Origin of the sequence: Flavobacterium branchiarum, from assembly GCF_030409845.1 — a bacterium.
In the GTDB taxonomy this organism is placed as follows: domain Bacteria; phylum Bacteroidota; class Bacteroidia; order Flavobacteriales; family Flavobacteriaceae; genus Flavobacterium; species Flavobacterium branchiarum.
Genome location: NZ_JAUFQQ010000005.1, coordinates 189,931 through 213,929 on the forward strand (window position 1 = coordinate 189,931; position 23,999 = coordinate 213,929).

22 protein-coding genes are annotated in these 23,999 nt (G+C 32.4%); 9 read left to right on the forward strand and 13 right to left on the reverse strand.

Translation table 11 applies throughout. From position 1 onward, the window contains the following. Positions 1-162 precede the first annotated feature (162 nt). The 5 genes from QWY99_RS12860 to ychF form a co-directional block, all read right to left on the reverse strand. The gene (locus QWY99_RS12860; RefSeq protein WP_290268218.1) at positions 163-2,034 is read right to left on the reverse strand and encodes a DNA topoisomerase IV subunit B; all 1,872 of its coding nucleotides are present in this window, start codon (positions 2,032-2,034) and stop codon (positions 163-165) included. A 159-nt stretch (positions 2,035-2,193) separates the two neighbouring features. Continuing rightward, positions 2,194-3,372 carry a nicotinate phosphoribosyltransferase gene (pncB, locus tag QWY99_RS12865; RefSeq protein ID WP_290265858.1) on the reverse strand — a complete coding sequence of 393 codons (1,179 nt, stop codon included), beginning with the start codon at positions 3,370-3,372 and terminating at the stop codon, positions 2,194-2,196. A gap of 27 nt (positions 3,373-3,399) precedes the next feature. Further along, a complete protein-coding gene (locus QWY99_RS12870) occupies positions 3,400-3,924 on the reverse strand; it encodes an NADPH-dependent FMN reductase (protein WP_290265860.1) in 525 nt (174 codons plus the stop codon). A 10-nt stretch (positions 3,925-3,934) separates the two neighbouring features. After that, positions 3,935-4,852 carry a YihY/virulence factor BrkB family protein gene (locus tag QWY99_RS12875; protein WP_290265862.1) on the reverse strand — a complete coding sequence of 306 codons (918 nt, stop codon included), beginning with the start codon at positions 4,850-4,852 and terminating at the stop codon, positions 3,935-3,937. A 353-nt stretch (positions 4,853-5,205) separates the two neighbouring features. After that, positions 5,206-6,300, reverse strand: coding sequence for a redox-regulated ATPase YchF (ychF, locus tag QWY99_RS12880; protein WP_290265863.1), 1,095 nt, complete (start codon positions 6,298-6,300; stop codon positions 5,206-5,208). 234 nt (positions 6,301-6,534) lie between these two features. On the opposite strand from ychF, the gene QWY99_RS12885 reads away from it, so the two are divergent. Further along, on the forward strand, positions 6,535-9,201 hold the full coding sequence (locus tag QWY99_RS12885; protein WP_290265864.1) for a TonB-dependent receptor: 2,667 nt from the start codon (positions 6,535-6,537) through the stop codon (positions 9,199-9,201). A 69-nt stretch (positions 9,202-9,270) separates the two neighbouring features. On the opposite strand, the gene QWY99_RS12890 is transcribed toward QWY99_RS12885, so the two are convergent. From QWY99_RS12890 to QWY99_RS12900, 3 genes are all read right to left on the reverse strand, one after another. Beyond that, complete coding sequence (locus QWY99_RS12890) at positions 9,271-10,434, reverse strand: hypothetical protein (RefSeq protein WP_290265866.1); 1,164 nt, start codon at positions 10,432-10,434, stop codon at positions 9,271-9,273. A gap of 144 nt (positions 10,435-10,578) precedes the next feature. Continuing rightward, positions 10,579-11,019 (reverse strand): hypothetical protein, encoded by a 441-nt coding sequence (locus QWY99_RS12895; protein WP_290265868.1) that lies wholly within the window; start codon positions 11,017-11,019, stop codon positions 10,579-10,581. After that, positions 11,009-11,359 carry a 4Fe-4S dicluster domain-containing protein gene (locus tag QWY99_RS12900; RefSeq protein WP_129537800.1) on the reverse strand — a complete coding sequence of 117 codons (351 nt, stop codon included), beginning with the start codon at positions 11,357-11,359 and terminating at the stop codon, positions 11,009-11,011. The genes QWY99_RS12895 and QWY99_RS12900 overlap by 11 nt, the downstream gene beginning before the upstream one ends. Positions 11,360-11,490: 131 nt before the next feature. Here QWY99_RS12900 and QWY99_RS12905 point away from each other — a divergent pair, with 131 nt between their 5' ends. From QWY99_RS12905 to QWY99_RS12930, 6 genes are all read left to right on the forward strand, one after another. Then, positions 11,491-12,555 (forward strand): acyl-CoA reductase, encoded by a 1,065-nt coding sequence (locus tag QWY99_RS12905; protein WP_290265872.1) that lies wholly within the window; start codon positions 11,491-11,493, stop codon positions 12,553-12,555. 91 nt (positions 12,556-12,646) lie between these two features. Next, positions 12,647-13,717, forward strand: a complete 1,071-nt coding sequence (serC, locus tag QWY99_RS12910; protein WP_290265873.1) for a 3-phosphoserine/phosphohydroxythreonine transaminase — start codon at positions 12,647-12,649, stop codon at positions 13,715-13,717. Positions 13,718-13,946: 229 nt separating this feature from the next. After that, a complete protein-coding gene (locus QWY99_RS12915; protein WP_290265874.1) occupies positions 13,947-14,897 on the forward strand; it encodes a D-2-hydroxyacid dehydrogenase in 951 nt (316 codons plus the stop codon). A gap of 104 nt (positions 14,898-15,001) precedes the next feature. Beyond that, complete coding sequence (locus QWY99_RS12920; RefSeq protein WP_290265875.1) at positions 15,002-15,559, forward strand: DUF937 domain-containing protein; 558 nt, start codon at positions 15,002-15,004, stop codon at positions 15,557-15,559. A 311-nt stretch (positions 15,560-15,870) separates the two neighbouring features. Further along, a complete protein-coding gene (locus QWY99_RS12925; protein WP_290265877.1) occupies positions 15,871-16,302 on the forward strand; it encodes a DUF6146 family protein in 432 nt (143 codons plus the stop codon). 32 nt (positions 16,303-16,334) lie between these two features. Then, a complete protein-coding gene (locus tag QWY99_RS12930; protein WP_290265878.1) occupies positions 16,335-16,637 on the forward strand; it encodes a DUF6787 family protein in 303 nt (100 codons plus the stop codon). Between the two features lie 200 nt (positions 16,638-16,837). On the opposite strand, the gene QWY99_RS12935 is transcribed toward QWY99_RS12930, so the two are convergent. Then, positions 16,838-17,152: a hypothetical protein gene (locus QWY99_RS12935; RefSeq protein ID WP_290265879.1), complete on the reverse strand. Its 315-nt coding sequence runs from the start codon at positions 17,150-17,152 to the stop codon at positions 16,838-16,840. Between the two features lie 298 nt (positions 17,153-17,450). On the opposite strand from QWY99_RS12935, the gene QWY99_RS12940 reads away from it, so the two are divergent. Beyond that, positions 17,451-18,113, forward strand: a complete 663-nt coding sequence (locus QWY99_RS12940) for an ABC transporter ATP-binding protein (protein WP_290265880.1) — start codon at positions 17,451-17,453, stop codon at positions 18,111-18,113. 117 nt (positions 18,114-18,230) lie between these two features. Further along, positions 18,231-18,995 (forward strand): TIGR02757 family protein, encoded by a 765-nt coding sequence (locus QWY99_RS12945; RefSeq protein ID WP_290265881.1) that lies wholly within the window; start codon positions 18,231-18,233, stop codon positions 18,993-18,995. A gap of 74 nt (positions 18,996-19,069) precedes the next feature. Here QWY99_RS12945 and QWY99_RS12950 read toward each other — a convergent pair whose 3' ends face one another. The 4 genes from QWY99_RS12950 to QWY99_RS12965 form a co-directional block, all read right to left on the reverse strand. After that, positions 19,070-20,536 (reverse strand): serine hydrolase domain-containing protein, encoded by a 1,467-nt coding sequence (locus tag QWY99_RS12950; RefSeq protein ID WP_290265882.1) that lies wholly within the window; start codon positions 20,534-20,536, stop codon positions 19,070-19,072. Positions 20,537-20,562: 26 nt separating this feature from the next. Next, positions 20,563-21,621 carry a serine hydrolase domain-containing protein gene (locus QWY99_RS12955; RefSeq protein WP_290265883.1) on the reverse strand — a complete coding sequence of 353 codons (1,059 nt, stop codon included), beginning with the start codon at positions 21,619-21,621 and terminating at the stop codon, positions 20,563-20,565. 154 nt (positions 21,622-21,775) lie between these two features. Beyond that, the gene (locus QWY99_RS12960) at positions 21,776-22,915 is read right to left on the reverse strand and encodes a helix-turn-helix domain-containing protein (protein ID WP_290265884.1); all 1,140 of its coding nucleotides are present in this window, start codon (positions 22,913-22,915) and stop codon (positions 21,776-21,778) included. Between the two features lie 154 nt (positions 22,916-23,069). Then, positions 23,070-23,264, reverse strand: a complete 195-nt coding sequence (locus tag QWY99_RS12965) for a SymE family type I addiction module toxin (protein ID WP_290265885.1) — start codon at positions 23,262-23,264, stop codon at positions 23,070-23,072. Positions 23,265-23,999 lie beyond the last annotated feature (735 nt).

Here is a 23,999-nt window from a genome sequence, read left to right on the forward strand (position 1 = left end):
TAGATAATCTTTTATTCTTTATTTTGAATAATCTAAATAAATTAAAAATTTGAATTACGAAATCAATGATTCCGTAATTCAAATTCTACAACACTGTCGTAGATTTTTTTACATTAAAAACCGCAATCAATGAATGCGGTTTTTATATTTGCTATTTTCCTTTTAAACCTCTTCTTCTATCGCATCCAATTCCACTTTCAAGTTCTTGATAATAAACTCTTGTCTGTCTGGTGTGTTTTTACCCATATAGAAAGACAATAATTGTTCTATCGATGTGTTTTTATCCATCATAATAGGATCAAGACGAATGGTGTCTCCAATAAAATTCTTGAACTCGTCTGGCGAAATCTCTCCTAAACCTTTAAATCGCGTGATTTCTGGCTTAGGTTTTAGTTTTTCGATAGCTGCTTTTCGTTCTTCTTCTGAATAACAATAGATCGTTTCTTTTTTATTACGAACTCTAAAAAGAGGTGTTTGTAAGATATACAAATGCCCTTCTTTTATTAATTCAGGGAAAAATTGCAAGAAAAAAGTAATCAACAACAAGCGAATGTGCATTCCATCGACATCGGCATCGGTTGCGATTACAATATTATTATATCGTAGCTTCTCTAATCCGTCTTCAATATCTAAAGCTGCTTGCAGTAAATTGAATTCTTCGTTTTCATACACAATTTTCTTTGTCATTCCGTAGGAGTTCAGAGGCTTACCACGCAAACTAAAAACGGCTTGTGTATTAACGTCTCTTGACTTGGTAATTGATCCCGAAGCCGAATCTCCCTCGGTAATAAACAAAGTACTTTCTAAGTTTCTAGGATTCTTTGTATCTGGAAGATGTGCACGACAATCTCTTAATTTTTTATTGTGAAGATTGGCTTTCTTAGCACGATCTGTCGCTAGTTTTCTAATTCCAGATAATTCTTTACGTTCTCTTTCTGCTTGTAAGATTTTACGAAGTAATGCTTCGGCAGTTGGAGGATTTTTATGTAAATAGTTATCTAATTTAGTTTTAACGAAATCATTTACAAATGTACGAACTGATACGGCTGGCGTTCCGTCATCTGATCCCATATCCATCGAACCTAATTTGGTTTTGGTTTGAGATTCAAAAACAGGTTCCATTACCTTAATGCTTATCGCACTTACAATCGATTTACGAACATCTGATGCTTCGAAGTTTTTGTTATAAAATTCTCTAATGGTTTTTACAACCGCTTCTCTATAGGCTGCTAAGTGCGTTCCTCCTTGTGTTGTATTCTGACCATTTACAAAAGAGTGGTATTCTTCACTATATTGTGTTTTACTATGCGTTAAAGCAATCTCAATGTCAGTATCTTTTAAGTGGATAATTGGATACTCTAAATCCTCTGCATTGATTGTTTCTTCTAATAAATCTCTAAGACCATTTTCAGAATAATATTTCTCGCCATTAAAAATAATCGTCAACCCATTGTTTAGGTAACAATAATTTTTAACCATTTTAATTACATATTCTAATCTGAATTTATAATTTTTAAAAATGGCTTCGTCTGGGATAAAAGTGACTTTTGTTCCTTTTCTCTTTGTAGTATCAATTATATCTTCTTCATGAACTAAATTTCCTGCTGAAAACTCGGCTGCTTTTTGCTTCTCATCACGAACAGATTCTACACGGAAATAATTCGAAAGTGCATTTACTGCCTTGGTTCCTACTCCATTTAAACCTACTGATTTTTGAAAGGCTTTTGAATCATATTTACCTCCAGTATTCATTTTCGAAACTACATCAACAACTTTACCCAGAGGAATTCCACGTCCGTAATCACGAACCGAAACTGTTTTATCTCTGATAGTCACCTCGATAGTTTTTCCTGCACCCATAACGAACTCATCGATACAGTTATCTAAAACCTCTTTTAAAAGAATATAAATACCATCATCTGGAGAGGATCCATCTCCTAGTTTCCCAATATACATTCCGGGACGCATACGAATATGTTCTTTCCAGTCGAGTGATCGAATATTATCTTCGTTATATTGATTTTGCTCTAGCATAAATGAATTTGGATTTTTTGCTAATGTACTATATCTCCTTAAAAAATGAAAGTCAATCTTTTGAAAGTTATTAATAATTAGCATCTTTTAAACGCATTTATTTAAATCAAAAAGAGAAACTCATTAAAACAATAAAAAAAATGCTTTATAGATAAAATTTTAAGACTTAATTCCCAAAACTTGTTTTGCCAAAGCAATCATTTCGGGAGTTCCCGTATTTTTATTTTTTTCATCAGAAAGTTTTACTACTCCCTCCCAATGGGTAAAATCTGGTTTTGTTTCAGTTAATTTCACAACCATATTCATAGCTGGCAAACCAACATCATTGGTGAAGTTTGTACCGATTCCGAATGACATTTTTATCTTGTCTTTACAAAAATCGGATATAACTTTTACTTTTTCTAAATTTAATGAATCTGAGAAAACAATAATTTTTGACTTAGGATCAATTCCCATTTTTACATAATGTGCAATTGTTTTTTTAGCAAACTCTATTGGGTCTCCACTGTCATGACGAACACCATCAAAAAGTTTGGAGTGTTTTTTATCGAATTGCTCAAAGAAAACTTCTGTTGTATATGTATCTGTCAGAGCGATTCCTAAATCGCCCCCATAAACTTGTGCCCAATTTTCTAATCCAATTACATTAGCCACTTTAAAACCATATTGTGCTGCATGAAACATAAACCATTCATGCGCATGTGTTCCTAAAGGTCGCTTCCCATTAAGCATTGCTAAATGCACATTACTTGTACCGAGAAAACTTTCCTGTCCAAAAGTAGCAAGCGTTTCATTGACTAATGCATGTACTTTATAAGAATGACGTCGCCTTGTTCCAAATTCTAAAACTGCCGCTCCCAATGCATTATAACTTTCTATCTTGCCTTTGGTAATAGCCTGAACTGCCTGATCGTCTATTCTTTCTAAACCTTGAGAAGCATAAAAAAGCTCAGAAATTAAAGCCATCAATGGAACTTCCCATAAAATAGTACGATACCAGAACCCTTCGATTGTAATATCTAAATCTGAACCAACCTGCTCTATTACAACTTCTGACGGATCAAATGTATATCCTTGTAAGAAATCAAAATAAGTTGGATCTAAATAATGACAATGCTTCTTTAAGTATAATTTCTCTTCCTGAGTTAATTGTAACTTTGCCATTGCCTCTACGGAGTGGCGTAATAAAATTGCAAATCCCGGAGGAAAAACATGCTTTCCTCTATTTATAAACTTATACCTTACTTTTGCTTTAGGGAATAACTTAATCACAGCGTGCTGCATCGTAAATTTATAGAAATCATTATCTAATATCGATTTCAAAAAAATTGTCACCATAAGCAATCTTATTTATTCTTGTTTGTTTTAAAAGTTGGAGCTTATTAGAGCATCTAATTGCTCTTTTAGTTCGTTATTGGAGATTTCTCCTTTTACCTCGTCAAAATTAGCATTAAAACTTGGTAATGAAAAACTAGCTTTAATTTCTGCTCCATAACGTGGAAATGCTTTTTGAGCAATTTCTAAAACCGATGCTCCTCCTCTTGCTCCAGGAGATGTCGCCATTAATAACACTGGCTTATACTGAAACACATCTTTCTCAATTCGAGAACACCAATCGAAAACATTCTTGAAAGCAGCTGAATAATTACCATTGTTTTCTGCCATTGACACTACCAAAGTATCGGCTTCTTTTAGTTTTGCAAGAAAAGCTATTGCTTTTGGATGTTGCCCTATTTCTTTTTCAACATCAACACTGAATAATGGCATTGCAAAATCATTTAAATCCAAAACTTCTATTTCGGCATTTTTGAATTGATTTGCAGCATAGGTTGCTAATTTCTTATTGATCGAATGCTGACTGTTACTTCCTGCGAAAGCTATTATTTTCATGGTTTTATTTTTAGATTTCATTAATCTCTAAAATTTCTTTTTTTATTTCTACCGAATATTCATTCGGGTAAATTTTACCTCCAAATGTCTTAGCATAGACCTTTGTAAATTCAGCTCCAAAATACAGAATAATTGCCGAATAATAGACCCAAACTAAAATTATTATTACCGATCCCGCTGCTCCGTATACCGACGCTATTGTTGAACTTCCTAAATAAAATCCTATTGCAAACTTTCCTATCATAAAAAGTACAGATGTACAAGACGCCCCAATAAAAGCATCTTTCCATTTTATTTTTCCATCTGGCAAAGCTTTAAATATAATTGCAAAGAGTATTGTGATACTAATAAAGATAATACACAAATTTATGGTATTAAAAAGATAAACGGTACTCTCGGGAAAATACAGTTTTAAACGAGCACTCATTAAATCTAAAATTGTACTCACAAAAAGACTCACCAACATTAAGAATCCAACAGAAACTATCATTGAAAACGACATCAATCTATTTTGTATAAACTTCTTGAGTCCTTTATTTGGCTTTGCTCTCAATCCCCATATAAAATTAATTGAACTTTGAATTTCGGCAAATACTCCCGAAGCTCCAATTAGCAACATCCCCACTCCAAAAATTGTTGCTAAACTATTATTATCAGATAATTGCGCATTTTTTATCGCTTCCTGAATTTGTATTGCTGCGCTATTGCCTACTAATTCGTTGATTTGACCATAAAGCTCACCCGAAACGGCATCTTCTCCGAGGAAAAACCCACAAATCGTTATAATTATTATTAACAAAGGAGGAAGTGCAAAAATGGTATAATACGCTAATGCAGCACTTAGCTTTATAGCATTATCATCGTTAAACTCAAAGAATGTAGTTTTTAACAGATACCATGATTTAGATAATATATTTCGTTTATTCACATCAATACAATTAATAGTTCTCTCAAATATAGGTAATATTAAAAATACAACATTCTCTTATTTACATCAAATGTTATACTTTACCCATGAATACCCCAGATTGGAATGAAAAGCATTTTTGAGAAAAAACTATTTTTTTGTTGCTATAAAAAAGCGACTAAAAGAAGCTCTTTTTATAGTATTACAAAAAAGGGTTTATCGAAAAAATCTTGTAATGGAAAGCTGGAAAAGGTACCAAAACTATAAAATATCCACACAGCTTTCACAGCTAAAGCAACTGAATTTTAGGCATAAAAAAACTGCTGAATTTCTTCAGCAGTCTCAATCTATTCTTTTCTTATTTTTTAAAAAAATTATACGTTAAAACGGAAGTGCATTACATCACCATCTTTTACGATATATTCTTTTCCTTCTACTTTAAATTTCCCTGCTTCTTTAGCTTTTGCCTCAGAACCGTAATGAACGAAATCTTCGTATGAAATTACTTCTGCACGAATGAATCCTTTTTCGAAATCAGTATGGATAACTCCTGCTGCTTGTGGCGCAGTTGATCCAATATTAATTGTCCAAGCACGAACTTCTTTTACTCCTGCTGTGAAATAAGTTTGTTGCTTCAATAACTTATAAGCTGCACGAATTAAAACTGATGCTCCTGGCTCTTGCAATCCCATATCTTCTAGGAAAACTTGACGCTCTTCGTAGCTTTCTAATTCTGTAATATCAGCCTCTGCTCCTACTGAAAGGATAATAACCTCAGCATCTTCGTCTTTTACCAACTCACGAACCTGATCTACATATTTGTTCCCGCTTACTGCTGCACTTTCGTCAACATTACAAACATACAATACTGGTTTTGCAGTAATCAACTGAAAAGATTCCATTAAAACCTCTTCATCATTATTTTGAGGTATAATAGTACGAGCTGATTTAGCTTGCAATAAAGACTCTCTAATTCTGTCTAAAAGAGCTTTTTCTGTTTGTGCTTCTTTATTTCCAGTTTTTGCTGCACGATTTACTTTTTCTAAACGTTTTTCAACTGTCTCTAAATCTTTTAATTGCAACTCAATGTCAATTGTTTCTTTGTCACGAATTGGATTTACATTCCCATCTACGTGAACAATATTATCATTATCAAAACAACGTAAAACGTGAATAATCGCGTTACACTCTCTGATATTTCCTAAGAATTGATTTCCTAATCCTTCCCCTTTACTTGCTCCTTTTACCAAACCTGCAATATCAACGATATCTACAGTTGCCATTTGAACACGCTCTGGTTTTACCAATTCTTCTAATTTCTCTATTCTTGGATCTGGTACGTTTACAACACCAATATTTGGTTCAATTGTACAAAAAGGAAAGTTTGCACTTTGCGCCTTTGCATTTGATAAACAATTAAATAATGTTGATTTTCCAACATTTGGCAATCCTACAATTCCTGCTTTCATATGTAGTTTCTATTTATTTTTATTTTCAGCTGTTCAAATCTGCCGAAATTTATGTTCTCACTTTTAAAAGTTTGCAAATATAAGATTTAAAACTTCGTCGCCGAACAAAAACTATGTATTAATGCACTTTTAGACCTTCTCTTAAATAAAATTAAACTTTATATTAATGTTTTGTTAAAAAACAGTAACTTTAACTACACAACCAACTCAATAATAAACCAAACTCAATTAATTATGAAAAAGATTATATTATTATCATTTTTACTAAATATCACATTCCTTTTTGCACAAAAAGAAATTAGTGGTGTCGTAAAAGACAATACAGGAGCAGTGCTTTCTGGAGTTAACATTATAGAAAAAGGAACTACAAATAGCGTATCTACCGACATGCAAGGAGGTTACATTATAAAAGTAAAAGATGGAGCTGTATTAGTTTTTAGCTATGTTGGATACACAAATGCTGAAAAAAATGCTACTAACGGCATTATTGACATCATAATGAACGAAAATGGCGGACAAACTTTAAAAGATGTTGTTATTGTAGGATCTAGAAATACCAAAAGAACCGTCGTTAATTCGGCTGTACCAATTGATATCATTAATATAAAAGATGTTACTACTCAAAGTGGAAAACTAGAAATCAATCAATTACTGCAATATATCGCACCTTCGTTTAACGCCAACAAACAATCGGGTTCTGATGGAGCCGATCACGTTGATCCAGCTTCATTAAGAGGTTTAGGCCCTGACCAAACATTGGTTTTAATAAATGGAAAAAGAAGACACCAATCGTCGCTTGTTAATTTATTTGGAACTCGTGGCCGTGGAAATACTGGAACGGATTTAAATGCTATTCCGGCTGCTGCCATAAAAAGGATAGAGATTCTAAGAGATGGTGCCGCTGCTCAATATGGCTCTGATGCCATTGCTGGAGTTATTAATATTGTATTAAACGACAATATTGACGAACTGAGCGGTTCGGTTACTTATGGTTTTTTTAACACTAAAGCCAAAGGAGATTTTCTACCTGGAACTCCAAACACGAAAAACTTTAGATTGGACCAAAACGGAAACGGAAATTCATATGGAAAAAATCAAGCTTTTGATGGTGGATCTGTAAAAGTGGCGGCTAATTATGGTGTTGCCATTGGAGAAAAAGGTGGTTTTGCTAATTTCACTACAGAATACATCAATAAGAACAAAACACTTCGTCCTGCATATGATTTTAGAAAAGGTTTTGGTGATGCCGAAATACAAAGCTTTAATCTTTTTGCAAACATGGCTGTTCCTGTATCTGAGAAAACAGAATTCTATGCCTTTGGAGGAAGAAACTACAGAGACACTGATGCCTACGCTTTTACAAGAAATGATGGTGAAAGAGTTGTAGAATCTATTTATCCTGGTGGCTACACGCCAAGAATCACATCTAATATTATCGATAATTCATTGACCGCAGGATTTAGAACACAAACTGCTAGCGGATGGAAAATTGACATTAGCAATACCTACGGAAAAAACCTTTTTCATTATTACATAAAAGGAACTATTAATGCTTCACTCGAAGCAGCTTCTCCAACTGAATTTGATGCTGGAGGACATACGCTTACACAAAATACTACCAATTTAGATTTTTCAAAAAACTACGATTCTGTACTCAACGGATTGAACATCGCTTTTGGTGCTGAATACCGTACTGAAAGATTTACCATTTTTGCTGGTGACGAAGGATCTTATTCAACTTACGACACTAACGGAAGACCTATAACTGATCCTACAACTCAAAGTGCTCCGACTGTTCCTAATCCTGATTACGATCCTACAGACCCAACTTCTAGCCCAACTATACCAAGACCAGGTGGATCACAAGGTTTTCCAGGGTACAGCCCTCTAAATACGGTTGACAGAAGCCGTAGTAACTTGTCTTTGTATACTGATGCCGAATTAGATATTACCGATTCTTTTTTAATAAGCGGAGCAGTGCGTTTTGAAAATTACAGTGATTTTGGAAGCACTCTAAATGGTAAATTAGCAATGCGTTTAAAAGCAAGCAAAAACATAAACTTTAGAGGATCAGTAAGTACAGGATTCCGTGCTCCTTCATTGGCACAGATTTACTACAACTTGCATTTTACTAATTTTAATGCCAGTGGCGCTACTGAAGTTTTACTCGCTCCAAACGATAGCCCTGTAACCAAAGCATTTGGAATTCAGAAATTAAACGAAGAAAAAGCAGTAAATGCATCACTAGGATTCACAGCTAATTTTGGCGATTTTACAGCTACAGTTGATGGTTATTTTATAAAAGTTAAAAATCGTATCGTACTTACTGGTTACTTTGATGCTGCTCCATTGAATATTGGTGTTGCCGAAGCGCAGTTTTTTGTAAACGGTGTAGATACCAAAACTACTGGTTTGGATTTGGTTCTGGCATGGAAGAAAAAATTTGGAGCATCACTATTTAGCGCTACTCTAGTAGGGAACATCAATAACATGAAAATTGACAAAGTAAAAAATGGTGATTTACCAGAAGATACATTTTTTGGAAGACGCGAAAGAGCATTTCTATTGGCATCGGCACCTAAGAATAAATTTGGCTTAAACTTAAACTATGCAAGACAAAAATTTGATGCTGGTTTAGCTTTTACTCATTTCAGTAAAGTTGTTTTAGTTGATTACGGTGATGAAGACGACGTTTATCATGACAGAATAGTTACCGATTTAACCCTAGGATATCAATTAACCAAATCATTAAAACTTAGCGTTGGAAGTAATAACTTATTCAATGTGTACCCATCAAAACAAGACGAACAAGGAAACACTGAAGCTGGTGGATATTGGGACGCTGTACAAATGGGATTCAGTGGGGCATATTATTACGCCAGACTTGGATTTACTTTTTAATCTGAAAATATATAAACACAAAAAAAATCCTGAGCTATCTCAGGATTTTTTTGTTACTCTTTTTAAAAACTACATCTTATAATCTAATGTCGCTATTAATATTTTTTCTTGATCTGTAGCTCTAAATCCTGAAGTATCCCAGTAATTAGTCAAAATCTTATTCTTTTTATTAAAGAGTGTTTTCTCTTTAAAAACATCACTTTCTCTATGGGTAAACTTTTGTTTATTGAAATTTGTTGTTATAAAACTATTACGAACTTGAATGTTTTTGATTTTATCTTTTAACACAAGATCATAAGCTATTTCTTCATTTGAACTCAATAAATAATAATCTGAACCATCCACTCTATAGTTTACTTTAACAAGAGATCTTGTTACATTCTTAGCTCCTACACTTGTTTTATCCTCAATTTTAATTGCTGTTTCTGGCGTGGTAACAATCATAAATTCAATTATTAATTTCTTCTCAGGATCATAAACAATTTCAAAACTATCCATTACCTTATCAGATAACTTTATTGGTTTTATGAACATAACATAATAATCTTTATTAGTAGGATGTCCTTTTATGATGAAATCATATACTTTCTTACTTTTTGAATCTAAAATGGGATCTAAATAATTTAAACTATAATAATTTTCCATAATATTATTCAAGTTATACCCCTTTAGATCCTTACTTACATCTGAATCTATCAATCCGTACGATCTATTTTGCTCTACTAACAATGTAGTAGTGGGTTCTTTTTGATTTATTTCGAACTGAAAGTTCACAAGTCCATCATTATAGTATGAATATTTATTATCGAGTATAAAAAACTCTCTTACGTAAACTTTTAACCTACAAGAAACGGCTAATTTCTTCAAAGAATTGGAAACAATTTTATGTAATATTTTATCTGGAGAATCTTTTGACACAACAACTTCATCTAATTTATTCTTCTTATTTTTTAAATAAATTACAAATTCATCGTCTTTTAATGATGCCCATCGAACGATTAATGGCTCGTAATTTGCTTCCAAAACTTGAAAACTAGAACTACCTGTCAACATAAAAGTTACTTTTCCGTCTTGATTACTCAATAAAATCTGCTTGGTTTTAAGCACGACAACTGTAGCGTCATCTATAGGAAGTTGGGTATAGGCATCTTTAACAACAATAGAGTATTCCTTACTTTGAGCTAAAACACTCATGCTAAATAACATAAAAAGCAAAAAAAATAATCTATTCATATACTCTTAATAAAGACACTAATTTAAATGTAAAAATAATATTACCAAATTAGTAAAAAAAAGTATTCAATGACTACAAGTCAAAAAAAAATATTTTAACAAAAAAATCCTGAGCATTACACTCAGGATTTTCAATATTTTTTTTTACATAAAGTTCTTAATGAAGCCTAGAATAAATATAAAAACAAATAAGAGAAGTATCAATTCATTATAATCAATCCAATAATAAAATAAACTGTAAATTTTGGCTTTAGTTTTATTATCATTCTCTTTTTCAAACATTACTGTTATTTTCTCATTTAATTCAAAATTTGTAAACAATCTTAAATCTTTCTGATAACATCTAATAGTGTCTTTACTTTTATAATATTCAATTTCGGGAATTTTTCTTGTAATTAATAATGAAGAACCACGTCCAGCCGAGGTATGATTGGTTGCTGCTTTGTGCAAACCAATTATTTTTCCATCATAAAAATAATAATTATCAAGATTTATAATTTTAAGACCAATAAACACTGTAAATACTAGTAAAAAAGTAAAAATTACAGCTCTATTTCTAATAAAATTCCGAAGTTTATTCACCATGCAAAAACGCTTGTCTATTCAACAAGGTTTCTTCATCTTCAACATGATTATCATCTGGCACACAACAATCAACCGGACATACAGCAGCACATTGAGGTTCATCATGAAATCCTTTACATTCCGTACATTTCCCAGGAACAATATAGTAAACTTCATCCGAAATTGGAGTTTGAGCATCTTCTGCATCAACTTCCGTTCCGTCTGGTAAAATTATCTTTCCAGATAGTTTTGTTCCATCTTTGTATCTCCAATCATCAGCACCTTCATAGATTGCTGTATTTGGGCATTCTGGTTCACAAGCACCACAATTGATACATTCGTCGGTTATAATTATTGCCATTTTATTTTTGGTTACGAGTTAAAAGTTACAAGTTCAGAAATAAATAAGATTTTATTCTGCTTTGTCTTATAACTTATATAGCTTATTTTTGTGCAAAATTACAATCAAAACTATTCATATACAAATTACTTATGTTACAAAACGAAAAAAAACAATCTTTTATAAAACTCGGCCAATTTTTAAGCCAATTTGCCGAAAATGATTGTAGAAAAGACAATAATGTTTTAAGTAATGACTTGTTTTTTGATGATTTCATAAAGCTAATTAACCTGTCTCAATCACATAATGGTTGGTACACACCAGAACAGGTTTATTTTTCTATCCAATCTTGGGCTCAAGCATTGACAGAAGAAAACTTAGACAAATGGCTTTCAGCATACGATATAAACATAAAAGAGCCTAAAAATGTAGCACTAATTTTAGCAGGAAACATTCCGCTAGTTGGGTTTCATGATTTTTTATGTGTTTTAATTACAGGTCATAGTGTACTTGTAAAGACTTCTTCAAACGATCAACACTTACTCCCTTTTTTAGCCAAATATCTTATCGCGATTAATCCTGATTTTGCTGATAAAATTACTTTTGTAGAAGGAAAACTAGAGAATTTTGATGCAGTAATTGCTACAGGAAGCAATAATACAGCTCGTTATTTTGAATATTATTTTAAAGATAAACCTTCAATCATACGAAAAAGCAGAAACTCTATTGCTGTATTAAACGGAGAAGAAACTAAAGATCAATTAGTTGCTTTGGGTGAAGATATTTTTAGATATTTTGGTTTAGGATGCCGAAATGTTTCTAAACTGTTTGTTCCAGAAGGATATAAATTTGATGCTTTTTTTGAAGCAATTTTCGAATATCAGGATGTTATTCATTACGAGAAATATGCCAACAATTACGACTACAATAAAGCCGTTTTCTTGATGAGCAATTTTAAATTACTAGATAATGGTTTTCTAACTTTGAAGGAAGATACTAGCCATGCTTCTCCAATTTCGAGTGTTTTTTATGAAAAATACAGCAATATTGAGGATTTAAAACAACGTTTACAAGCTGAGAACGAGCAAATTCAATGCATTGTAAGCAATAATCTAATCGAAAACAGCATTCCATTTGGAAAAACACAAACTCCTGAGCTATGGGATTATGCGGACAACGTAGATACTATATCGTTTTTGTTAATAACATTGAGTTAAAACCTTATAATTATTGCGAATTATTTAACGATTTTTTGACTCCTATTCCCGAAATTTGCGTTTCTAAAAATTATTGGAACTTAACTACACCATGAAAAAACACAACTACAGCGCAGGACCTTGTATTTTACCGCAAGAAGTTTTTGATAAATCAGCACAAGCAATTTTAAATTTTAATGATTCTGGGTTATCTATCCTTGAAATTTCGCACCGAAGTAAAGATTTCGTTGCTGTTATGGACGAAGCTAGAGCACTTGTAATCGAATTACTAGGCCTTGAAGGCAAAGGGTATCAAGCTCTTTTTCTTGCTGGAGGTGCTAGTTTAGAATTCTTAATGATTCCGTATAACTTAATGAAAGAAAACGGAAAAGCTGCTTATCTAGACTCAGGTACATGGGCTTCTGCAGCAATTAAAGAATCGAAATTCTTTGGAGAAACAGTAATCGTTGGTTCTTCTAAAGATGAAAATTATAATCATATTCCAAAAGGTTACGAAGTACCTGCAGATGCAGATTATTTTCACTGCACAAGTAACAACACCATTTTTGGTACACAAATGAAACAGTTTCCATCGGTAAATGTTCCGTTGGTTTGTGACATGAGTTCGGATATATTCTCACGTGTTATCGACTTTTCTAAATTTGACCTTATATACGCTGGTGCTCAAAAAAATATGGGACCTGCAGGAACTACGCTAGTTGTTATTAAAGAAGAAATTCTTGGTAAAAACGGACGTGCTATTCCAAGTATGTTAGATTATAGCAAACATATTAAAGCAGAAAGTATGTTTAATACTCCTCCTGTTTTCCCTGTATATGCTTCATTATTGACATTACAATGGATCAAAAAAATGGGCGGTGTTGCAGCTGTTGAAAAATTAAATGACGCAAAAGCTGCATTGCTTTATGCTGAAATTGATAGAAATCCTTTGTTTAAAGGTGCTGCAGTTGTAGAAGATCGTTCTAAGATGAACGTTACTTTCTTATTAAACAATCCTGATCATACAGCAACATTTGATGCTATGTGGAAAGAAGCTAATATTTCTGGCTTACCTGGTCACCGTTCAGTTGGTGGATACAGAGCATCTATTTACAATGCAATGCCAATAGAAAGCGTTCAGGTATTAGTGGATGTAATGAAAGCTTTAGAAAGTAAAGTTTAGTTCTTAGTTTACTAAAACATCAATTTAACACATAGGTGTTCTAGCCCAGATAGAAGGGAAAATCCTTTTATTGCCATCCTGACAAAGGAAGGATCAAGAAAAGATTGGAATGATAGCTGGTCCCGATAGCTATCGGGATAGCTCCTTAAACAATAAAAAAATAATATAATTGACGTTATCACTTTATATAAACATTAAAGAGATAACCGAATAAAAAATAAAAAAAGAAATGAAAGTATTAGCAAATGACGGAATTTCTAAAAGTGGAATTCTAGCTTTAGAAAAAGGTGGATTTGAAGTTATAACTACAAAAGTAGCACAAGAACAAGTGGCTAATTTTGTAAACGAAAACAATGTAGACGTAGTTTTAGTACGTAGCGCTACTAAAGTTCGTAAAGATATTATCGATGCTTGCCCTGGATTAAAAATTATTGGTCGTGGTGGTGTTGGTATGGATAATATTGATGTTGACTATGCAAAAAGCAAAGGGATTCATGTAATTAATACTCCTGCTTCATCATCTGAATCAGTGGCCGAATTAGTTTTTGGACACTTGTTTAATGGAGTTCGTTTTTTACACGATTCTAACAGAAACATGCCTCTTGAAGGAGATACAAACTTTGATGGTTTGAAAAAAGCATATGCAAACGGAACGGAATTAAGAGGAAAAACTCTTGGTATTGTTGGTATTGGCCGTATTGGTCAAGCTACTGCAAAAATGGCTTTAGGATTAGGAATGAAAGTTATCGCTGCAGATAGTTTTATTCCAACAGTAGATGTAAAAGTAGAATTCTTTGACGGACAATCAATAACTACAACTATCGTTTCACAATCATTAGAGTCTTTATTTAAAGAATCTGATTTTATTACATTACACGTTCCTGCTCAAAATGGTTACATCATTGGAGAGAAAGAATTGGCAATCATGAAAGATGGCGTTGGTATTGTAAACTGTGCTCGTGGTGGTGTTATCGATGAAGTTGCTTTGGTAAAAGCATTAGACAGCGGAAAAGTATCTTTTGCTGGATTAGATGTTTTTGAAAGCGAACCAAAACCAGAAATGGCTATTTTAATGCATACAAAAATTTCATTGACTCCACATATTGGTGCAGCAACTGGAGAAGCACAAGACAGAATTGGTACAGAATTAGCACAACAAATTATTACTTTATTGAGCTAATCAACTATAATTAAATTACTTGAAAGGGATTTATTAACATCGTTTAATAAATCCCTTTCTTTTTTTCATTAAATTTGAGTTCTAATCTAAATCCTAAAAAAACCATGTTTGAGCAATTAACACAATTAGTACAACAGTACGGAGGTAGCACTGTTGTAAACAATGCCGCTATCCCTAATGAACAAAATGAGGCTGTATTGAATGAAACAAGTAACTCTATACTTTCGGGATTACAAAAAATTGCTTCTGAAGGAGGCGTAGAACAACTTGCTGGTTTATTTCAAGGAAATTCAACTATTGATAATTCAAATCCTGTTGTACAACAATTAACACAACAGCTCACAGGAAATCTTGGTGAAAAATTTGGGTTAAGTACCGAAGCATCTAGCAGCGTTGCAAGTAGCATGATTCCTCAAATTTTAGGTTCTCTTGTAGGAAAAGCAAAAGATCCTAACGATAGTAGTTTTCAAATATCAGACCTTATCAGTGCTATTTCAGGAAACGGAGGGCAGGCATCTGGAATAATGGAAACCATTAATAAGTACGGAATGCAATTTGGCTTAGACCAAAATGGAGATGGAAAAGTAGATATTAGCGACGCAATGGAAGCAACCAAAAGTGGTGGTATCGGAGGATTATTAGGGAAACTATTTGGGAAATAGGCTTTCTTTAAGGGACAAAGGTCCAGAGTTGCAAAGGAACAAAAGATTTTATACTGAGAGGTTAGATTCTGAGAATCTAAGATTAAAAAAAACATTCCAAAGCTGTTTACATAAATGTAAACAGCTTTTTTTTGACTCTGTTTCTCAAAATTTTCAGCATTTTACTCCCAATTAAAGATCTACTGCTGTGTATCTCTTCGGAAAACCTTTGCCTCTTTGTTGCTTAAAACTTAGAACCTCTCTTCAAAAACTGTTAAATAAGAAAGAGCTTCGTTGATTTTTTTGTAAATTTATATTTCAACATTTAGGTCATGAAAAACGGTATTTACATATTCCTTATTTTGTTTGTTATTGTGGCTTGCTCCACTCAAAAAACAAATGTAGCAGTTGCAAAGAAACCAGCTTCTTCGGTAAATGACACCGTTCGTATTGCAAATGATGATCTCGAATACGAAGTAATAATAATCGATAGTGGCTTTAGTACTTGGCTAGCTTCAATGGCATTACCTCGAAATTATTATTCACAATCTTATTTAGAAAACAAAAACCGACAATATGTTCAAGAATGGAATAGCAGAGTTTCACAACCGTTCCGCTACAATCCTAATCTATACGAAATGAGAATTGATTATGACCCAACTATAAATTATGGATACGAAGTAAACTACTTAATCTATAACTACATGATTTATTTTCAAAATACTTACAAACAAAAGCTAGCAGGATACGTCCCTTCAAGATAATGTTGCTATATTTGTAATCATTATAAATTAAAATGAATAAATTAAAACAACGTTGGGGAATTACTTCTAATTTTCAACTCACCATCATATTTATTGTATTTGCTATAACCGGTTCTTCATCGGCTTGGTTGTCACACCCTTTCTGTGTTTTACTAGGAATTACCAAAGAAGATTTTGGTTTTTGGTTTACACTTATCCGATTAATAATTATTTTTCCTATCTATCAAGTACTGCTTGTAGCAATTGGAGCTGTATTTGGTCAATTCCGCTTTTTCTGGAACTTCGAGAAAAAAATGCTTAAAAATATGGGACTAGGATTTATGTTTAAAGAATAATCCGCTGGCTGTAATTATTTTAACACATAGTTCCGATAGCTATCGGAACATAGCTTAAAAAAGACGTTTCACTTAAAATAAAGCACATAAGCTATGCGAAAAAAATATTTTTCTTAAATCATCTTTAATTCTCAATTCTATTCCAATAGCTACAAGAACTATGTTTCTATGTGTTAAATGCTATTTTTACGACCAACAAGTTAAAGAATAGTATCTTTATTTATCGTCTTATCTTTCTTTTGGATAAAATAAGTATAGAACCAAGTTAAGGTAAACGATGGAATTATATCTGTAAACGGAAGAATCTCTTCAACAAAAGTTAAAATACCCGCTACCTTCCCTACACGCCCTTTATACATATAAGTCATTAAGAAACCTGCCAAAGGAGCCCAAACAACATCGGTAAAATCTCCTATAAACGGAATTGCAAAGGAAAGCATTCCGATACCATCAAAAAGCAATCCTAGCAATAGTTTCTTTATTTTCTCGTCTTTCACAACTGTATTTTCATTCATTATACTATCTATTAAAATCGGAGTTACTATCAAATATAATTCATTTTAAATTTATTTTTCAAAGTAACCCCATTAATTCTATAACTGTTAATCAAATTTCATTCCTATTTTTTTACTTCAGGCGTAGCCATCTCACTTTTCACTTTGTCACAATTCACAGTTACAGTGTCATCCTGAGCGGAGTCGAAGGACAATTCACTTTTTACTTTTTACTTTTACAAAAAATGTTCCTAAAATTCTGTTATAACACATTTTTATATCGGTAGAATCTTTGTTTCTTTGTAAAAACAGTTTCATAATGATACAGGCAAAAAATATACATAAATTCTACGATCAACTTGAAGTTTTAAAAGGAGTTGATTTACATATTAAAAAAGGAGAAATTGTTTCGATTGTTGGTGCTTCTGGAGCAGGTAAAACAACCTTACTTCAAATCCTAGGCACGCTTGATAAACCTTCTGCAGATAAATCTACTTCACTAGTTATAAACAATGAGAACATTCTGAATTTAAGTGATAAAGCCCTATCTAAATTCAGAAACTTAAACCTAGGATTCATTTTTCAATTTCACCAGTTGCTACCTGAATTTACAGCACTAGAAAACGTTTGTATTCCTGCTTATATCGCTGGTAAAAAGCCTTCTGAAACCGAAGCCGAAGCTAAGAAATTATTAGAATACTTAGGGTTATCTCACCGAATCAATCATAAACCCAATGAACTTTCGGGTGGAGAGCAACAACGTGTTGCCGTTGCAAGAGCCTTAATCAATAAACCCGATGTTATTTTTGCCGATGAGCCTTCTGGAAATCTAGATACCCATTCGGCAGAAAATTTACACCAATTGTTTTTTCAACTTCGTGATGAATTTGGACAAACCTTTGTAATAGTAACTCACAATGAGGAACTAGCCAATATGGCCGACAGAAAACTCGTAATGGTCGATGGCTTAATTAGTAATTAGAAGCTTCTTCCTGCTATTCACTTGTATCTTTTTGTTTTTAAAGAAAAAACAAAAAAGGATACCGTTTCTATCAGGGCTAGACTTTACGTATTTCAAGAACATACTTGCACATCAATCATGACCCAAACAGAACTCAAAGAATTCCTTGACGAAAAAGTCACTCAATACAACAATCAAGATTTTATTGAAAGTGACCCCGTACAGATTCCGCATTTATTTACTCAAAAAGAAGATATCGAAATTGCAGGATTCCTTAGTGCCACAATTGCTTGGGGAAATCGCAAAATGATTATTAAAAACTCACATCAAATGATGGAATTAATGGGAAACACTCCCTACGATTTTATCATGAGTCATACCGATGAAGACATAGCAAGATTAGAAAATTTTGTGCATCGTACCTTCAACGGAAAAGACTTTGGAAGTTTTATAAAAGGATTACAACACATTTATAAAAATCATGGTGGTCTCGAAGCTATCTTCGCCAAAAACCAAGAAGAAAACAGTTTACAAAAGAGCATTCACGAATTCAAAAAAGCATTCTTTGAAATAGATCATTTACAAAGAACTCAAAAGCATATCTCAGATCCATTAAATAATTCGGCTGCAAAACGAATCAATATGTACCTCCGCTGGATGGTTCGTCAAGACAACAAAGGAGTCGATTTAGGAATATGGAAAACTATTTCTACCGCATCCCTATCCTGCCCTTTAGATGTACATTCCGGAAACGTGGCTAGAAAGCTAGGTATTCTGAACCGAAAACAAAACGATGGTAAAGCTTTGGCTGAACTAGACAAAAAACTTCGAGGAATGGATCCTAAAGACCCCGTAAAGTATGATTTTGCTTTGTTTGGACTGGGTGTCTTCGAAGGATTTTAATCTGCTTAATTATATCATAAATAGTAATCCCTTAAATAAATTCAATTACTTAAGGGATTTTTTATTTACACTAGTTATTTTACTTTCTCAACCACTGCAACTTTTGTGCTCAGCTTATCTCTAGTTAGGATTACAGAACTTAATTTTCCATCGCTGAAACCAAATTTTAATACATTAGGATAATCTACAATTCTAAATGATCCGTCTTTTAGATAAAGTAATTCATTTTTATTTTTTCCTTTAAAAAAATCCAAAAGCTGAGATTCAACATAAAGACGATTATTCTTTGCTATTATTTTAGTCTCCATTCCATGCCCATAAAGAAAGTCATCATAAGTTCCTATAAGCTTTCCTTTTAAAGATAATGGTATCTCCTGAACATCTTCAGTAACTCTTTTATTCCAATCCATCAATGTAAGGATTTTTTCTCTGGTACTATTCATCACAGGAAAACGATTTGGTTTCTCTCCATTGGCAAGATATACAAGACCGTTACCATCTGTCATAGTAGCAAGAACATTACCTCCAACTCCTGTATTAGATCCATTACATGAAAACCAATCATAATTGTTATAACCAAAAGTCTTTTGCCATCCGTAACTCCAGCCTCCAACAGCATTTTTTAAAGCTGTTACTGCAGTTACTTTTTCTGCAATACTATGAGAAATGACTTTGTTATTTTTATTACGTAAAGCATTTTGTATCTCAATAGCAAGTATCGCCAAATCTGTTGGTGTTGACCACATTCCTGATGCGCCTACTTGTGGTGTAATTGGTAAGCCCGATCTAATAACTTTTCCATTCTCATCATGAACAAGAGCAACGTTTGATGGAAAACCATTTTCATTAGGTTGTATCATCGTTGTATTCTTCATATTTAGAGGTGAAAAAATGTACTCTTGCGCAAGTACTCCAATAGGTTTATTAAAAATATCTTCCAATGCCATTTGAACAATTACATATCCACCACCACTATATTCCCAATCTGTTCCAGGAGTAAACAAGAAATCAATTTCTTTATCATATCGTGGTATTTGCCCTAAAAGACTTTGTTTTATTGTTGGAATTGTATCTCCTTCATAATAGTCAGCAAATCCTCCCTGAGTTGTACCTGCAGTATGATTCAAAAATTGTTTCCAAGTTGGGCTATTATTTTCCGTAAACTTACTTTTAGGCAAATGCCAACGTTTTAGCTGTTTGTCTATTGGCTCATCTAAATTAATCAATCCTTTCTCTTCAAGCATATAGCAAAGGAGTGCCGTGATTGGTTTTGAAATTGATGCCGTAGAAAAAGCCGTGTTTGCATCTATCTTTTCTTTTGAATCGATCGACTTAACACCAAATTGGTTTGAGTACACAACTTTATAATTTTCAAAAACAACAAGGCTAAATCCTGCTAGTTTATGTTTTTCTAATTGTTTTTCAATTTTCAAACTGTCAGTAAGAAAACTATAGTCTCTTTTGCTTATTAATACTTTATTGCTTGTTTGGCAGCTCGAAATTAGTATTGCAAAAATTAATAAATAGATAGTATTTTTCATGATATCGTGATTTAGATGTTAAAAAATTATTTTAAGATTGTATCGTAAATTTCATTCAACAGATCCTGTCTCATTTTAAAATTCCTTTGATCCAGAAGTATTATAATTCCCCAGTTTTTTGCCCTGTTGTAGCATATAATAGAAGATTGCCCCATAGAATCTCCCGATTTCATATAAATTGTATTTTTATCGTCTGTATCCATGTTTAAACCTAATCCCATTTCTCTTTTTTCATCTTTATAGAAGATCTTTTCTGTAATTATAGCAGCCTTACCTACTTTAGTTTCTTTGTTTAAAACTGCTTTTAGATAAGTAACCATATCAGAAGCATCCGATTTTACCAATCCTGCTGGGGCCATTATATTCCATTTAAAGAATTCCTGAATACCACCCTCTGGATTATGAGCAGTTGTTCTGTTTTTTACATCAAAATCTTTAGTTAATGTATTTTTCATCTGTAATGGCTTTATTATTTTGGCTCTGATAATTTCATCATAACTCTTACCATACACATTTTCTAAGATTTGTCCGAGTAAAGTATATCCAATTGTAGAATAACGAAATTTGCCATAATCAATAAGTTCACTGCAGTTATTAACTATCGTAGACAACGTTTCTTGAGTTACACCACTTACAGGCTGTTGTGGATTTAGTTCTATTAATTTTCCAAAATCTATATCCGGTAACCCTGATTGATGCGATGCCAGATCAGAAATTTTTATTTTGTGTTTAAGGTTTTCATGTAATACATACTCCTTAGGAAGATAGTTATCGATATAATCATCTACTTTTAATTTCTTATCGATAACTGCTTGTGCAATTAAATTTGAAGTTAAAATTTTAGTGATTGATGCAATTTCGAAAATGGAATTCTTATCAATTTTAGTTTGACTTTCCGCATTCAAATTACCGTAGGCAGTATAATACTCTTCATTATTTTTTACAAAACCAACGCTAATGCCTACGTTAGGATTTTTCTTGTAATTATCCTTTACTATTGAATCAATCTTTTTAGAGATATCTTGTCCAAATGAAAGGTTACTTACTAATAATAATGCTGCTAAAAATTTTAATGAAGTTTTCATTGTATCGAGTTTTTCGGTTAGAAATTTATTTCGATACAAAGATGTGGGGGAAATTAACGTTATGCGACCGAATGAAAGTACTCGAACGCATTTGTTCCAAAAAAAGGGTACGAGTAGTTTTAAGAACTAGTACGAGTAATTACAAATCGTTATTTTACAAGCCCTTACGATAAGCAGTTGGTGTATTATTGGTGTGTTTTTTAAAAGCAGTATTAAAAGAAGATTTTGAATTAAAACCTACATCGTATAGAATTTCCAAAACAGTTACCTTGCTTTTTGTAACATCTTTTAAAATTTCCATAGCATTCTCGATTCGATAGGCATTAATAAAATCATAAAAATGCTGCTCTAGTTTGTGATTAATCAAAAGAGATAAATTTCGAACAGGAATTTCGATAGCGGCAGAAACATCTTGAATGGTTAAGGAAGGATTTAGAAATGGCTTTTCTTCCTTCATGTATTTCTTTAATTTAATTAGCTCTTCATTATATTCTTGCTCATTTAAAGTTGGTTGCTCATTCCTTTTTTCTTCTGAAATAATATCAGAAACCAGTTTTAATTTTGAATCAATATTTCTGAACAAGTCAGGATTATTTAATGCTTTAAACAGATACCAGCAAGTAATAAGCATGTAGAATACTAATCCTCCCGTTTTTATCCACTCAGAGATGTTTGGATAATCTGAAAATTTAAAAACATTTTTTATAAGAGCAATAAAATATAATACAGTTAGCACTATCGTAAACTGAAACAGCCAATTATAAGAATTGATACTTGTACCTGCATTGTTTTCAAGATATAATTTCTTAGCTTTTCTTAGAACCATAAAAACGGCTACTAGATATACAACTATCTGAATATGGAAAAGAATATGAGTAAACTGCATCTCTATCATACTTTGTCGGTTTTTAACAAAGTAAAATTTAGAAGCAAGATCTACAGTATAAAAACGAGGTAGAAAACATATATTGACTACTAAAAACGGTAACAAATGTATTATGTCTCTAGGTTTTAACTTAAAATCAGAATAGCAAACCGATAATACGTATAGATAAAAAACTGGAATTTGTAAAAAAGAAAATGTACTTCTAAGCATTCCTAAATTTGAAGGATGCTTAACTACTAAGCTCAATAAAGGTTCAATAGTATCTAACGCAGTAAGAAATAAAAAAGTAGCAAAAAGATAATTACTTGTCTTGTGCTGTGTTTTAACAGTAACTAGAAAAAAAATAAGAAATAAAGAAATGAACAAAGAAATTATAGTCACAATAATTAATAAATCAATCTTTTCCATTCAATTTTTGGTTTGTTATTAAGGTTTAAGATAGTTAGTAACACTTTACAGCTTGTTGAAATTATAGTTTTTACCTCCTGATTTTCTACAACGCTGTAATGCTCAAACTTACAAAAAACTTTTATACAACGTTTGTGTTAAGCCAATCTTAACCTCAATTATTTTTGCCTTTATCTAAGCTAATTGTAAGCTTATTTTTTTCCTCTTTTATAGTTACCATCTCCCCTTCTTTGAATCCCAGTTTGTCAAGCCATTTACCTCTAAGTATAATTTCTGGAACAGTTATCCCGTGAAAATAAGCGCGCCTTTGGTATTTCTTATGAATTTTAAGTCTCCTTGAGTTTTTCATTTTCAATATTATTTTTAAGCTTCCCTTATGTTAAAAACAAAGGTTAAATTATTTATTGAAAATGTTGTCATACTAAAAGCTGACAAACAGATTTTTACAACGCAAAAAACACTCTAAGTCAGTGAGAGTCTACTATAAAGGTTGCCAAAAAAATAAAAAAAAATAAAAAATGGAAAAATTAATCCAAGGCTTTACTTGAAGTTGAAACGTATTAGAAATTTCTCTATCTAAACTGGTAGATTTATCTTAATCAGTTGAAACATCTTTTTTTAAAACAATCTAACTTTACTACTGTCCTTTGCGTTTCTGCGACTTTGCGCGTAATTATGCTCGCAAAGACGCAGAGACGCAGAGAAAATAAAGTTTGCAAAACTCTTCGAAAAATTAATTTTGTAGAATGGTACTAACTGCAGATGATCCTAAATTATTCAACCGCTTGTTCTTGATTTTTATTCATAACTACTAATAGAAAATGTCCTTTGCGTTTCTGCGACTTTGCGCGTAATTATGCTCGCAAAGACGCAGAGACGCAGAGAAAATAAAGTTTGCAAAACTCTTCGAAAAATTAATTATGTAAGGTGTGCTAGTTATTTTTTTAAACTGCTTAACCCTACTTTTTATAAATTTCATTCCTATTTACTTATGCTTTTTCTGAATACAAAAAATTGAACCATGATGAATGGTAAAAAAATTAAAAAAGGAAAAGTCAATCCACACTTTATACTTTACTTGAAT